Below are 12530 nucleotides of genomic sequence, written 5' to 3' on the forward strand. Positions count from 1 at the left end.
GTATACGAATGGGTTATGCCAGTGTCAGACGATTGATGTTACCTGATAGGATTTCACAGGAATGGTTGAATTTCTCACGTTCCGTTGCATCCAGATTCAATTCGATAATTTCTTGAATACCATTGCCACCGATGATTGCGGGAACACCGACGCAGACGTTGTGTTGCTCGTACTCTCCGTCCAGAATAGCCGATACGGCGATGATTTTATGTTCGTCATTGAGGATGGAACGGGTGATGTGTGCGAGGGCGTTGCCGATTCCGAATTGAGTGGAGCCTTTACGGGTAAAGATCTCCCATCCGGCATCCTTCGTTTTGCGTGCAATATCGTCCAGATCCAGATGTTTGAAACGCTCCTTGTGCTGATCCATAATGTGCATAATCGGTTTGCCACCGATGGTCACATGCGACCAGGCCACGAACTGGGATTCTCCATGCTCCCCGAGAGCATAACCATGCACACTGCGTGGATCAATGGAGAAGACTTCAGACAGCAGTGTTTTGAGCCTTGAAGAGTCAATGGACGTTCCTGTACCGATGACATGCTCACGCGGTAGGCCTGATAATTTCCATACCATATAAGTTACTATGTCAACCGGATTGGCAGCGACGACAAAAATCCCGTTAAATCCACTGTTCATGATCGGAACCACGATGTCTTTGGTAATCGACTCCGCTTCCTCCAGAATATCCAGCCTTGTCTGTCCTGGCTTGGGATTCGCCCCGGCAGTTAAGATAATAACATCCATATTGCCGCATTCCGCGTACGTTCCTGCATATACTTTGGTACGGTTATGTGTGAAGTCCATACAATGAGAAAAATCCAGCGCCTGTGCTACAGCACGGTCATACGTCCGGTCCACCATCATAATTTCCCTGCATATCGATTGATTAATCATGGAATACGCACAACTCGAACCGACCAGACCTGCCCCGATCACCGCTACTTTACCTGATTTGCCTAACACTGCTGTTCAGCCCCCATTTACTTTGATATTGATTCGTCACTTACGCATCCTATGTTAAGTATAGTCCTTTGTTTTATGCTTTAATGCACTTCTACGTTACATAAGATAACACATGGAAAAGCTGTGCAGCAATGATATCCGTTATCGCGGGAGCGTATTGGAGCAACGGAGTTAACAAAATTGACATGAATAATTTATGATCATATGATTTGACGGCGTTTGCACTTGTATCATTCGACATGACAGCATTCATGCTCGTTGTCGGATTGAGGGTGATTTATGCGAATCGTATACCTGACAAAAGTTCTTAGGAATCCGCAGAAACAGAACAAAACCGCCAAAGGGATATACCGAGAGGTTGACGAATACATACGAACAAGCAAAAGATAAAACAGACTTGATCCCTGAGACAGGTTGCCCCGATCCGATGACGGTTCCAAAAAGGAACGCTGAAGCCATAATGTTTTTATCCAAGAATCAATTTCATAACTCACTAAAGGTATTATGAAATTGATTTCCAAAAGACTTCATTCCGGGAGGGAATTAATGATGATTGAAGAAGCAGGAGCAACGACGGAAACGGCCAAGAGCCTGGGCATAGGTGCCAGTACTCTTCGTAAATATGCGGCGGCACTGGAAGAGCAGGGATATCGGTTCGAACGTTCCGCCAACAAATCCAGACTATTCAAGTCCGACGACATCGAGTGCATTGAACGCCTGATGACTGAACTCAGAGAGCATAATCTGCCCCTTGCTGATGCTGTGGTGACTGTATTGGCTCCAGAAGTACCTGTAGATGCAGTACAAGTGGATGTACCGGTGATGGGGATCGAAGGTCTGTCAGCGCCTGAATGTGCAGCGACATCGATGTCATCAACATATCCTGAGGGCGCGGAATCAATCGGGAACCTGAGATCCTATCAGGGTCTGGGACAACTGGTAAGTGAGGTGACTTATGGTGCTGTAGAACAACAGCAGGATGATCGGGTACAGCTACTGCAACAGCGAGTCGATGAACTGGAATTGACCCTTCAGCATCTGGCAGAGACATACATGGTTCTTCAGGAACAGATGGAGAAACAGCGTCTATGGATGAACGAGAAGCTGGAGGAAGAGCGGGATCGCGAACTCGTGACCAATCTGCGAAACTTTCAGGGAAGAAAACGCAAACCAAAAGGCGTATCGCTGCGCATGTTGTTTGGACTACTGCCCAAGAAGCATAAGGAAGCTTGAGCGACAGGCTCTTGCCCCTCGTGATTTTGCAGTAGCGGCCTGATATAATAAGCTCCATACAACATGAAGACTGGCAATGGATCGCTCGGTATAGAACCGGACCGGGTTGATCGGGAAGCTGGCGTGGGAGGATCTGTGGAGCTGCGACGAAGCTTTCAAAGATTGCTCGGACTATGGACGGATCGTCCTCGGCGGGAAGGCACGACCATTGCCGAGCGTTATACAATACAGGAATTGCTGGGTATGGGGAGCTATGGGCTGACATACCTGTGTACAGATGACCAGAACGGCAGGGAAGTGGCGTTGAAGGAGTCCAAGCCTAGCAAGGGCAGACTCTCTGCGCACCTGTTGGAGCGGGAGGCGGACGTGATGAACCGTCTTCATCATCCGGCGATCCCTGATCTATTGGATGTGTTCACATCCGGGAGACGAAGTTATATCGTTACCGAGTATATTCGTGGACAGACGCTGGAAGATTGCATATTTGAGCAAGGTCTTCGATATACGGAGCGGGAATGTCTGCAATTGGCAGGTCAACTGCTGGCTCCGGTGGCTCATGTGCATGAGCAGGGATATATTCATGGAGATGTGCGGATTCCCAATGTTATTTTACGTGAAGGGATGGTGCATCTAATTGACTTTGGCCTGGCGAGACGCTTGGGGGAGCCGTTGTTGCCGGAGCTAAAGCGACGTATGCGTGAAATCCCTGAGCCTGAAGATGAACCGGCTACACCGGATCATGATCTGCAGGATATTGGCCACTTTCTTCTCTTTATGCTGTATTCGGCTTATGAGCCAGAGAAGGGCCGTGAACCCGCCAGCTGGCAGGAGGAACTGAAGCTTACACCGGAATTGCACCAGATGCTGGAGCGACTCCTGGGACTTCGTCCGGGTTATGAAGGCGGAGCAATGGAGTTACGGGCAGAGATGGAACGTGTGTTGATGAAGGTGAGATGAATAAGTTCTATGGGCGGACCTGCATTTGTTATCCGTGACCTCTTCGTATGATATCTGTAGGGGTCTTTTTCCTTTTTGCTATATAAAAACAGTAGAGGGGTGTTCTGTTAGCCGTGTGTATGGCTACCGGACACCCCTTTATATATATTCATTTATTGTAGCATCCAATAAGCTGGTGTGATCATTGCTCTTTGAAAGCAGTTGTGAAAGCAGCTTAGCTGGAGCTGTATTTTCTGTTTTTGTAATACCCGGAGCCACTGCGGTTATCCCGGTATTTCACATCCGAAGAAGAATAGCGCTTGTAGGAACGCTTGCCTGAGGAACTGCTGTGACGTTTATATGAGCGCCTGTCCGAGGAACTGTAACGTTTGCGGTGAGATGAAGATTTGGAATCGATAAGTTTGCCGATAATCTTTTTGAACATGAGCTTTCACCCTTTCGACTTCAACTGTTTTAAGCATATACGTGGCCAGATCTGTAGGGGTTTCGAGTTTTTTATGGAAAAGTATATTCATTGGACAGGAGCCAGGAGTATAATAGGATGTTGCTGATTGCACGGAATTTTTTATTTTGAGCGTTTAGCGTTACAATAGAGGACAGGATAAGATTTTAACGGACAGGAGTAGTTATTATGATTACATTGAAGACCAAAGAACAGATTGAATATATGAAAAAAGCCGGAGAAATTCTCGCCGCATGCCATAGAGAAATTGCAAAGATGATTCGTCCAGGCATTACGACACAGGAGATCGACCAGTTTGCAGAAGCTTTTATGAAGAAAAATGGCGCTACGCCGGAACAAAAGGGATATAACGGATACCAATATGCGACATGTGCGTCGGTTAATGATGTGATCTGTCACGGGTTTCCGGGAAAATATGCACTCAAAGACGGCGATATCGTCACAATCGACATGGTGGTTAATCTGAATGGCTGGCTGGCGGATTCGGCCTGGTCATATCCCGTAGGTGAAGTGACTCCGGAAGCACAACATCTGCTGGATGTAACCAAAAACTCTCTGTACAAAGGCATTGAACTTGCCGTTGTGGGCAACCGGATCGGTGATATCTCCAATGCGATTCAAGTGTATGCAGAAGGTGAAGGCCTATCGGTTGTGCGTGAGTTTATCGGGCACGGCATTGGTGAGAAGATGCATGAGGAACCACAAGTCCCTCACTACGGTCCGCCTCATCGGGGTCCGCGTCTGAAGGAAGGCATGGTTATTACGATCGAACCGATGCTGAATATTGGTACGTTCCGAAGTAAGCTGGATTCAGATGGATGGACTGCTCGTACTATGGATGGAAGTCTGTCTGCCCAGTATGAACATACGATTGCGATTACGGCGGATGGTCCAGTGATTTTGACAGCACAATAATAGCCAAATGCAGCTACAATGTGACGATATTTGCATATTTCATGGCGGCCCACGTTTGTGATCCGCCTGTTTCGGTTTAAACTATTAAGAAGTGATAACACAGAGCCAGTGGTAAGTGATTTCAGCTGACAAGGGTTAACCTTGCGTCCACTTGGCAACAAGGAGGTAATTTTGGTGTCTTTAAATAAACAGATCGTACTTGCGTCTCGTCCCGAAGGTGCCCCTTCCAGAGAGAATTTCAACTTCATCGATGCACCCCTTCCTGAACCGGACGCTGGGCAGGTCCTGGTACGTACATTATATTTGTCGGTTGACCCGTACATGCGGGGCCGCATGAAAGATACAAAATCTTACGCTGCACCTTACGCGTTAAATGAAGTGATCAAGGGTGGAGCTATTGGACAGGTTGTGGAATCTTCGGAACCCAATCTGCGCAAAGGAGATCTCGTGTCCGGTATGTGGGGCTGGCAGCAATATGCTGCAGTGAATACGACTGATCTTTCGCTGATCGATACGGAAGAAGCACCAATCACGGCTTACCTGGGTGCGCTGGGCCTGACGGGTCTAACGGCTTATTTTGGTATGGAAGACATCGGTAAACCCAAAGACGGCGAGACGGTCGTTGTATCGGGAGCAGCCGGAGCGGTAGGCATGATTGCAGGTCAGATTGGTAAAATTGTGGGAGCACGTGTGGTTGGTATTGCAGGCTCTGATGAGAAATGCGCTTATTTGAAAGAAAAGCTGGGCTTCGACGTGGTGTTGAACTACAAGAAGGAGCAGGATATGTCAGCGGCCATTGAACGGGCTTGCCCCGATGGCGTAGATGTCTACTTTGACAATGTGGGCGGCGACATCTCGGATGCAGTCTTGCGCCACATCAATCGGAATGCACGTATTCCGTTATGCGGTCAGATCTCGTCCTATAATCTGGAGAAACCGGATATCGGGATGCGGCCACAGACGTTGCTGTTAACGAACACAGCATTAATGAAAGGTTTCCTGCTGGGTGACTACACCAAATCCTTCAAGGAAGGCCGCGCCAAGTTGGCGAAATGGATCAAGGAAGGTCATATCCAGTATGAAGAAAACATTGTGGACGGGTTCGAACAGACGCCGGAAGCATTCATGGGCCTCTTCTCGGGAGATAATCTGGGCAAGCAACTGGTTAAGGTTGCAGATCCTGAATAGATATCGAATGGTTTACATGTACAATTAGGTTGAAAATGAAAAGACACGTTCTGCACACCGATGGTGCAGCAGAACGTGTCTTTTTTATCTGTAAATCTGTGCGTGGTCTATGTAGGGTGACTAGTGTTCGGCGACCAGCACTTCTTTGTAGTGTTTGTACATATATACACGCCAGCGTACAATCATGCCAAAAGCCAGCAGGAAGAACAATCCGCCTGTTTGCGGAATGCTTACATATCGCTGAATGACTTCATGCAGGATCAGGCGTACGGCCAGCAATCCAAGCAAGATAAAAGCAAAGCTGCGAGAACGTGTGGCAAAAATTTCTTCACCTACTCGTTCAAACTGTGTACTGCGAATGAGGGGATAGGAGAAGAGGAACCAGCCCACCAGAAACGCAATGAATGCCCAGAGTAGAGGAACATGTGTCTCCGGTACAACAAACATAAGAAATCCTGTGCTCATGCCGAGCGGCGGAATAAGGATTTTACGAATGGTCACCGGTCTGTGACTGGCTTTCAAGCGGATGAAGATGGCAAGCAGTGCCATGACGAGCATGCCCACGGTTGCTCCGATTTGCAGGTAGTACGGACTGATTTGAGCCACGTAGAACTCCCTCTTTCTGAAATAATATGTTATCCGGTGATCCGGAACCCAGTACGAATTGCCGGAATTTTCAGTTCCTATTATATCACAAACGCAGAAAGCCGATAGAAAGCTTAGTGTATCATATACCCGATATGTATTCACAGGGTGTATTTGAAAATTTTGTATTATTGTGCCCGTTGTAAGGCTGTTTATTCGATTAAGGGGAAATCATGCAATGATTGGACAACAATGGATGTATATCAAGCTTATCGGCTCACATCATACAGGAACCGAACTCGGGAACGTAGTGGTATTATATATTCCCGATCCGATCTGCAGGGGAGAAGTACCCGGTACATGGCGTCAGCTGCGCACACATCGTACCCGCTGGTATATGCAGCTTGCGAGCAGGCTATGGGATGCGGAAGGCAGAGGAAAAGGACAGTAGACATGGATTAGGGTAACCCAACGACCGATCCTGACAATACCTTGGAACAGAGCAAGGAGGAATACGCTTCATGAAAAAAAGTTACAGGCCAGCCACGATGTGGACGCTGGCTTGTTTTACCGTGGTATCGGTGGTGCTGGTTGTCCCCTGGATTATGTGGCAATCTCAGGCCCCTGTTCCACTGAACATCATGATTATTGACAAGAGCAGACCGGACTTGTCCTATCAGGGGCACAAGGGGTTGGTCTGGCTTTTGAATCAGCAGAAGATCGTACAGCATACAGGGGAACACTATTCCTATGAAGAGGATTATTACGGCTATGATCTTCAGGACGGGCTTCCTCGGATGAAACGAATGCTGCCTGATGAGGTGACGGACACGGACCTGATCTATCTGACGGCAAATCGGAGTAGTCTGTCTGCACACAAGAATGAACGGAAGCAAGACGAAATCTATGAAGGATTAACAATATATGATGTGCAGAAGATTCGCGAGGCTGCGTATAAAGGCGTAACGATTGTTGCCGAATACAGTGCATTGGCGAATACGGCTTCCAAGATGACAAGAGAGCAACTATACCCCATCTTGGGTGTGGACAGCAGTGGATGGCAGGGGAAATCGGTATCTAATCTGCAAAGTATGGAAGAAGTCCCCCGGTGGGTTCGGGCGAATTATGAGCAGCGGGAGAAGAGGAAGTGGCCTTATTCCGGAGCTGGTATTCTGCTAGTTCATGTAGATGGGCAGGTCATAGTGCTGGAGAAAGGCCCGGATGTAAAGACAGGAAATGTACAGGTTGCATTCACACAGGAAGGCAGGGATTGGAGTGGCATAACCCAGGATATACATTACAGTGCCTGGTTCGATATCATTCTGCCGCAACAGCAGGATTCCATATTGGCTTGGTATAAGACGGATTTGACGGAAACAGGTGAGCAGAAACTGGTGGATGCAGGAATTCCCGCGGAATTTGCTGCACTTGTCCGATATGACGACTATAATCGGTCGTATTACATCGCAGGGTCCTTTGGAGAGATGAAGCATTATTCCTTCTGGCGCCGAATCCGGGGATGGGAGGTCGTCCGGTCCAAGCTTACGCCCGATCAGAAAGATATTCCGGACATGTTCTACTGGAAGGTGTACGTGCCTGTGATGAAGCATATTTTGAATGAAGTGCAGGATGGACGGCAGCAATGGCCATAGACATGCTATCGAGAACCGACTCGATGGACCAGGGAGGATCAAGTAAGGAGCAGATTGCCAGGTGAAATGGGACTGGGTAGATTGAATACGTTTCAGACTCTTACCACCATGAACAATGGGAGTTGTAGCTAGATCCTCAACTTTAATCATCGCACTGCGGCGTACATGTGGTGTGATCTATAAAATGATTCGTATTAGAACACGTATTAAAAAAAGTACTAAAGTGTGCATCACTACCAAGGTAAGCTCCGTATCGAGAATCCCCAATGTGTGCACTTAACTGTAGCGTGATCTATACATGAATGGTAATAAAACATGTACTACCATGTGCATTACGATTAGAGTAAGCTACATATCTAGATTTGTATCCGCATAATCATTGCAAATGGCATCGCATCACTTTACGCTCGCTGCGTATCTAGACTCCATAACACAATGTGTGTCTGGACGTGTGGAGTTCGTTAGTTGTTGTAATTCGCTCTAATTGGCGTTATAGCGTGTCCTCGGTTCGTTAGATTTTGGTCAGAGGGCACCGATGTGGAGAGGTAACGTAAAAAGGACTGCAGATCCTATGCAGTCCTTTTTTCATGATGCAATGCGTGCCTTACTAGTCCTGCTGAAGATGCCGGAGTCCGTGGAGGAAGGCGGATACGGTCAGACGCAGACTTTCGTCCGGATCAAAGTTCATGCCGAAGCCGCCTTGTGCCTCAATGGAGGCAAATCCATGGCAGAGACTGCGCAAACCACGAACGGCATGCAATGCTTCCGCTTCGGTCAGCGGGTAGGGCTGCAAGCTGTGCAGCAGTAACTCCAGCGTAGCTGTGCTGGCCGCGGCGAGCTGTGGCTCCTCGGGGTCCGGGGCATGAAATGAGGCTTCGTACAGCCCGGGGTGCTCACGGACGAAGCCAATGTATGCTGCAGCGATGGCCTGAATGGCATCATCGCCTGTGCGGTCAGCTGTAGCCGTGGTTAATGCGCGGCTAAGCTGTTGTACGGACATCAGCGCCATTTCCTGGCGAAGCCCGGGAAGTCCGCTGATGTGGTTGTAGAGCGACGGTGAGCGCACATCCAGCCGCTGTGCCAACGCGGCCAGTGTCAGCGCCTGAAAGCCGTCGCTGTCAGCAAGCTGGGCGGCGGCGCTGAGCAGAGCGCCGCGATCCAGCCCTTGCCGGGGGCTCATCGTTGCCCCCCGGCAAGATCAAACCGCTGCTGTGCATCAGCGGTTGCCGCGCGCATAGCGGCCGCGGGCTGGCGCAGCATCCGTCCGTGGCCTACAGCCAGCACGGACGCTTCCAGCTCGGCCAGGCGCTTCGCGCTGGCCAGAGCCGCTTCGCGGTTCCACGTCGCCAGCGCGGGGAACGGGAAGAGCGGGCGCATGCGGCCGGATACGGCAAGGCCGCCGTGCAGCTGGTACGCGTCGCCAGCGATGAGCACGCGGCTGCGCGTATCCATGAAGGACATATGTCCCGGCGTATGTCCTGGTGAGGCAATGGCGACCAGTGAACCAATATGGTCACCGTCATCCAGCAAGTGGTTGGGCTGGGTGTGCACCGCTTTGGGCTTGGGCACGCCGCCGCGTACCGGGGTTTGAGGCTCACCGGGAAGAAGGGAAGTATCACCCGCCAATAGCCGTGCATCTCGTCTGGAGATGAAAACCTCGGCTTGGGGCAGTGCCTCTTTGAGACGATCCAACGCACCAATATGGTCGCTATGAGCGTGAGTCAGAATGATTTTGGTAATGGGCTTCCCAAGGGACTGGGCAGCTGCCAAAATCCCCTTAAGACTGAATGGCATTCCGGCATCAATCAGGGTTAATCCATCTTCCTCTTCAACCAGGTATACGTTCACAGGGAAGAGTCTTGGGAAAAACGTAACTTGAACGACATCAAATTCTCGGGTAATACGCATTGTTAAACCCTCCTTAAAACTAATGATATTAGTATAATAACTAATGGGATTAGTTTTAGCAATACCTGTTGTTCATTTTATTTAAATAAAAAAAAATTAAAATAATGATGCACTTTACAAAAAAAGCGTTTTCAAATCGGAGATTACCGATTATAATAATCACGTAAGCCCTTTCATATGTCTATCTTATTGGAGCCCTTCGCGTAGCGGAAGGCTCACTTTTTTGTCTTTTTTAGATTAAAATGAAGACGGGATGTTAATCCTAGCTTAATTGTGTTGATAAGCTGTAAGTATTGGTATAACAGGAAATATCACGTTTGATCTCCATGCTGGGTGAAAGTTGACAAACATAACTGTTATTCATATAATGACAGTTATACTTACCTTGAGTTGGAGTTCATCGGTGTTGTAAGCCGGGAAGGGAGTAAGTGATGAACAGTGAATTTACCATAGCGGTGCATTGTCTTGTTTTTCTGTCGATGAAAAATGAATGTATGGCCAATAGTGAAGATTTGTCCCAGAGTGTGGGTACACACCCGGCCAGAGTCCGTAAGGTACTTAGTGTTCTGCGCAAGCATGGTTACCTGACGACCAAGGAAGGTGCTCATGGTGGGTACTTGCTTAGCCGTCCAAGTGAAGAGATCAAGCTCGGAGAATTATATAGACTGGTAGCTGGTGGTTCACTTGGTCCCAACTGGTGCTCAGGGGAATCCGGTTCATCGTGCGTGGTATCTTCCAATATGCAGGATGTGATGGGGAACATATATAATGGAGGCGAAGAGGCGCTCAGCGCTTATTTTGATCGTATCTCCATTCAGGATGTGAAAGAGCGCATAGGTCATGGGGAGGCGATAACCCTGTCGCTCAATGGATTGCCTGCAAAGGAGAAGTCCTGACGGAGTCCACAACGAATGGTCCTTCATGACATGGCCATGGTTTAGTCAGGCATGGTGGACAAATTATGGTACTGGCGTATGCTCCGGTGAAAGATCCATTAATGTTCTCAGGCGATTCCGGGCATAACGTGAACACAGATGGGGAGAGATCGTCTGCGCTGATGTTATTTTCGGAAGGCAAATCCTTGGTAGAGTATACATCAATTTCACCTTGCGAAAGTAAAGAAGTATAAACAAATTAGATTCTGGGGAGTGGAACACATGTCAGGCATTGAAAAAAATGAAACACTTCGTGTTATTAGCGAGCGCCATGCTGTCAAAAAGTACGAAAAAGGTTTTGAATTGCCTGAAGCGGACCTGAACGCGATCTTGACAGCGGCTGCAGAAGCACCATCTTCATGGAACCTGCAACACTGGAGATTCCTCGTGATTGAATCCGAAGCAGACAAAGCGAAATTGCTGCCAGTTGCTTATGGTCAAAGTCAGATCGTCGAAAGTTCAGTTACGATTGCTGTTCTCGGAGATTTGGAAGCAAACCGTAACACCGTAATCTACGATCAAGCTGTTGAAGCAGGCGCACTGACTGCTGAGGTTCGTGACGCATTGGTTAAACAGATCAACGGTGCTTACCAAAGCCCGCAAATCGCTCGCGATGAAGCGATCCGTAATGCATCTTTTGCTTCCCAAAATATTATGCTTGCTGCACGCTCCCTGGGTTACGATACATGTCCAATCGGTGGATATAATCCACAAAAACTGATCGAAACATTCAACATTCCTGCACGATTTGTGCCAACGTTGTTGATTACTGTAGGTAAAGCTGCACAGCCAGCTCGCCCGTCAGGACGTTTACCGTTGTCTGAGGTCGTTGTTAAAGGTTCTTTCTAAGTTAAAAAGGTAAATCTGATGATTGCATCAGTGATATAGGTATAATACAAACGGCCGCACTTTCCTGTTGAGGGAAGGTGCGGCTGTTTGCCATATTGGAGTTTGTGTGTAAAAGGCCATTCATTGGGACTCCAATAGATCAGATTCAACACTAAAGTGAGTTCGTAGCTTCCACCAAGGAAATGATTACTTTTCAGGTGTTTCCGGGATTTGTGGTGCATGGAACGATTCCATGTACTCGATTGCGTTATACATCATCACTGCTGCTTCAGCGCGAGTAATCGTTTGTTTGGGATTGAAGTTTCCGTCGGCATCCAGTTCATTGATCTTGAGAACGAGTGAACGCTGAATGGCACCTTGATACTCTGGCGTAAGTTCCTGTTCGTCGGTAATGTCCACAGGTTTGATATTAATCATCGGCAGACCGCCTTTGGCTTCAATGCCCTGCATCAGGAACAGTGTGAATTGTTCACGAGTAAGCGGTTTGGACGGATCGATATCCGGTGGCATCTGAATGCCATTATATTGAGCGCGGATAAATGCATCACTGTACCATACGCCATCTTTTACATTGGCGAAGTGGTCACTTGGCACTGGCATTTTGATAAAACGAATGGTGTCCAGATTCAGATTCAGTCCGTCCGCAATCAGTTGAATGCCCTGAGCGGTATTTAACTCCAGTTCAGGCTTGAACAAGCTGTCGCTCACGCCTTTGATGAATCCATCCTGATGGAGAGATTCGATTTTGTCTGCTCCTGCGATACCTTGAATATCCGTAAATTGGGCCTGCGCTGCGTTAATCGGGCCTGCACTTAGAGACAGCGTGAGCAGAGCTCCCGCAGTTAATGTAGCAAGTATATTTTTTTTCATGATAGGTT

General features: G+C 48.2%; 14 protein-coding genes and 1 pseudogene. 8 read left to right on the forward strand and 7 right to left on the reverse strand.

What is annotated here, in order from left to right:
• Positions 1-13: 13 nt before the first annotated feature.
• A complete protein-coding gene (locus tag J7E78_RS02115) occupies positions 14-967 on the reverse strand; it encodes an L-lactate dehydrogenase (protein WP_215074709.1) in 954 nt (317 codons plus the stop codon).
• Between the two features lie 546 nt (positions 968-1513).
• Between J7E78_RS02115 and J7E78_RS02120 the strand changes: the two genes are divergently transcribed.
• Both J7E78_RS02120 and J7E78_RS02125 read left to right on the forward strand, forming a co-directional pair.
• Complete coding sequence (locus J7E78_RS02120; RefSeq protein ID WP_215074710.1) at positions 1514-2200, forward strand: hypothetical protein; 687 nt, start codon at positions 1514-1516, stop codon at positions 2198-2200.
• A gap of 63 nt (positions 2201-2263) precedes the next feature.
• Positions 2264-3157: a serine/threonine protein kinase gene (locus J7E78_RS02125; RefSeq protein ID WP_215074711.1), complete on the forward strand. Its 894-nt coding sequence runs from the start codon at positions 2264-2266 to the stop codon at positions 3155-3157.
• Positions 3158-3371: 214 nt separating this feature from the next.
• Here the strand turns inward: J7E78_RS02125 and J7E78_RS02130 are convergent, their stop codons facing one another.
• Positions 3372-3581 carry a hypothetical protein gene (locus J7E78_RS02130; protein ID WP_215074712.1) on the reverse strand — a complete coding sequence of 70 codons (210 nt, stop codon included), beginning with the start codon at positions 3579-3581 and terminating at the stop codon, positions 3372-3374.
• A 207-nt stretch (positions 3582-3788) separates the two neighbouring features.
• Here J7E78_RS02130 and map point away from each other — a divergent pair, with 207 nt between their 5' ends.
• Both map and J7E78_RS02140 read left to right on the forward strand, forming a co-directional pair.
• Positions 3789-4535 (forward strand): type I methionyl aminopeptidase, encoded by a 747-nt coding sequence (gene map, locus J7E78_RS02135; protein ID WP_215074713.1) that lies wholly within the window; start codon positions 3789-3791, stop codon positions 4533-4535.
• Between the two features lie 174 nt (positions 4536-4709).
• The gene (locus J7E78_RS02140) at positions 4710-5723 is read left to right on the forward strand and encodes an NADP-dependent oxidoreductase (protein WP_215074714.1); all 1014 of its coding nucleotides are present in this window, start codon (positions 4710-4712) and stop codon (positions 5721-5723) included.
• A gap of 120 nt (positions 5724-5843) precedes the next feature.
• Here the strand turns inward: J7E78_RS02140 and J7E78_RS02145 are convergent, their stop codons facing one another.
• Positions 5844-6329, reverse strand: coding sequence for a CcdC family protein (locus J7E78_RS02145; protein ID WP_215074715.1), 486 nt, complete (start codon positions 6327-6329; stop codon positions 5844-5846).
• 217 nt (positions 6330-6546) lie between these two features.
• Here J7E78_RS02145 and J7E78_RS02150 point away from each other — a divergent pair, with 217 nt between their 5' ends.
• Together J7E78_RS02150 and J7E78_RS02155 are read left to right on the forward strand one after the other, a co-directional pair.
• Positions 6547-6759, forward strand: a complete 213-nt coding sequence (locus tag J7E78_RS02150; protein ID WP_215074716.1) for a hypothetical protein — start codon at positions 6547-6549, stop codon at positions 6757-6759.
• Between the two features lie 70 nt (positions 6760-6829).
• On the forward strand, positions 6830-7960 hold the full coding sequence (locus J7E78_RS02155; RefSeq protein WP_215074717.1) for a hypothetical protein: 1131 nt from the start codon (positions 6830-6832) through the stop codon (positions 7958-7960).
• Between the two features lie 607 nt (positions 7961-8567).
• Here J7E78_RS02155 and J7E78_RS02160 read toward each other — a convergent pair.
• The 3 genes and pseudogenes from J7E78_RS02160 to J7E78_RS02165 form a co-directional block, all read right to left on the reverse strand.
• Positions 8568-8960, reverse strand: a complete 393-nt coding sequence (locus J7E78_RS02160) for a TetR-like C-terminal domain-containing protein (protein WP_311516907.1) — start codon at positions 8958-8960, stop codon at positions 8568-8570.
• Between the two features lie 51 nt (positions 8961-9011).
• Positions 9012-9140, reverse strand: a pseudogene (locus tag J7E78_RS29785) (TetR family transcriptional regulator); the annotation flags it as partial.
• The gene (locus J7E78_RS02165; RefSeq protein WP_215074719.1) at positions 9137-9868 is read right to left on the reverse strand and encodes an MBL fold metallo-hydrolase; all 732 of its coding nucleotides are present in this window, start codon (positions 9866-9868) and stop codon (positions 9137-9139) included. The pseudogene J7E78_RS29785 and the gene J7E78_RS02165, both read right to left, overlap by 4 nt.
• Positions 9869-10299: 431 nt before the next feature.
• Between J7E78_RS02165 and J7E78_RS02170 the strand changes: the two genes are divergently transcribed.
• Together J7E78_RS02170 and J7E78_RS02175 are read left to right on the forward strand one after the other, a co-directional pair.
• Positions 10300-10764, forward strand: a complete 465-nt coding sequence (locus tag J7E78_RS02170; protein WP_215074720.1) for an RrF2 family transcriptional regulator — start codon at positions 10300-10302, stop codon at positions 10762-10764.
• Between the two features lie 261 nt (positions 10765-11025).
• Complete coding sequence (locus J7E78_RS02175; protein ID WP_215074721.1) at positions 11026-11652, forward strand: nitroreductase family protein; 627 nt, start codon at positions 11026-11028, stop codon at positions 11650-11652.
• 186 nt (positions 11653-11838) lie between these two features.
• Here J7E78_RS02175 and J7E78_RS02180 read toward each other — a convergent pair whose 3' ends face one another.
• The gene (locus tag J7E78_RS02180; RefSeq protein ID WP_215074722.1) at positions 11839-12522 is read right to left on the reverse strand and encodes an S-layer homology domain-containing protein; all 684 of its coding nucleotides are present in this window, start codon (positions 12520-12522) and stop codon (positions 11839-11841) included.
• Positions 12523-12530: the final 8 nt, after the last annotated feature.

Origin of the sequence: Paenibacillus polymyxa (assembly GCF_018614975.1) — a bacterium.
Lineage (GTDB): Bacteria > Bacillota > Bacilli > Paenibacillales > Paenibacillaceae > Paenibacillus > Paenibacillus polymyxa_E.

What these genes read in the sequence shown, in the direction of transcription:
- J7E78_RS02125 (WP_215074711.1), top strand. Translation starts at nt 2,264, where the DNA reads ATGAAGACTGGCAATGGATCGCTCGGTATAGAACCGGACCGGGTTGAT.
- J7E78_RS02130 (WP_215074712.1), bottom strand. Translation starts at nt 3,581, where the DNA reads ATGTTCAAAAAGATTATCGGCAAACTTATCGATTCCAAATCTTCATCT.
- J7E78_RS02150 (WP_215074716.1), top strand. Translation starts at nt 6,547, where the DNA reads ATGATTGGACAACAATGGATGTATATCAAGCTTATCGGCTCACATCAT.
- J7E78_RS02170 (WP_215074720.1), top strand. Translation starts at nt 10,300, where the DNA reads ATGAACAGTGAATTTACCATAGCGGTGCATTGTCTTGTTTTTCTGTCG.
- J7E78_RS02155 (WP_215074717.1), top strand. Translation starts at nt 6,830, where the DNA reads ATGAAAAAAAGTTACAGGCCAGCCACGATGTGGACGCTGGCTTGTTTT.
- J7E78_RS02180 (WP_215074722.1), bottom strand. Translation starts at nt 12,522, where the DNA reads ATGAAAAAAAATATACTTGCTACATTAACTGCGGGAGCTCTGCTCACG.
- J7E78_RS02165 (WP_215074719.1), bottom strand. Translation starts at nt 9,868, where the DNA reads ATGCGTATTACCCGAGAATTTGATGTCGTTCAAGTTACGTTTTTCCCA.
- map (WP_215074713.1), top strand. Translation starts at nt 3,789, where the DNA reads ATGATTACATTGAAGACCAAAGAACAGATTGAATATATGAAAAAAGCC.
- J7E78_RS02120 (WP_215074710.1), top strand. Translation starts at nt 1,514, where the DNA reads ATGATGATTGAAGAAGCAGGAGCAACGACGGAAACGGCCAAGAGCCTG.
- J7E78_RS02160 (WP_311516907.1), bottom strand. Translation starts at nt 8,960, where the DNA reads ATGTCCGTACAACAGCTTAGCCGCGCATTAACCACGGCTACAGCTGAC.
- J7E78_RS02175 (WP_215074721.1), top strand. Translation starts at nt 11,026, where the DNA reads ATGTCAGGCATTGAAAAAAATGAAACACTTCGTGTTATTAGCGAGCGC.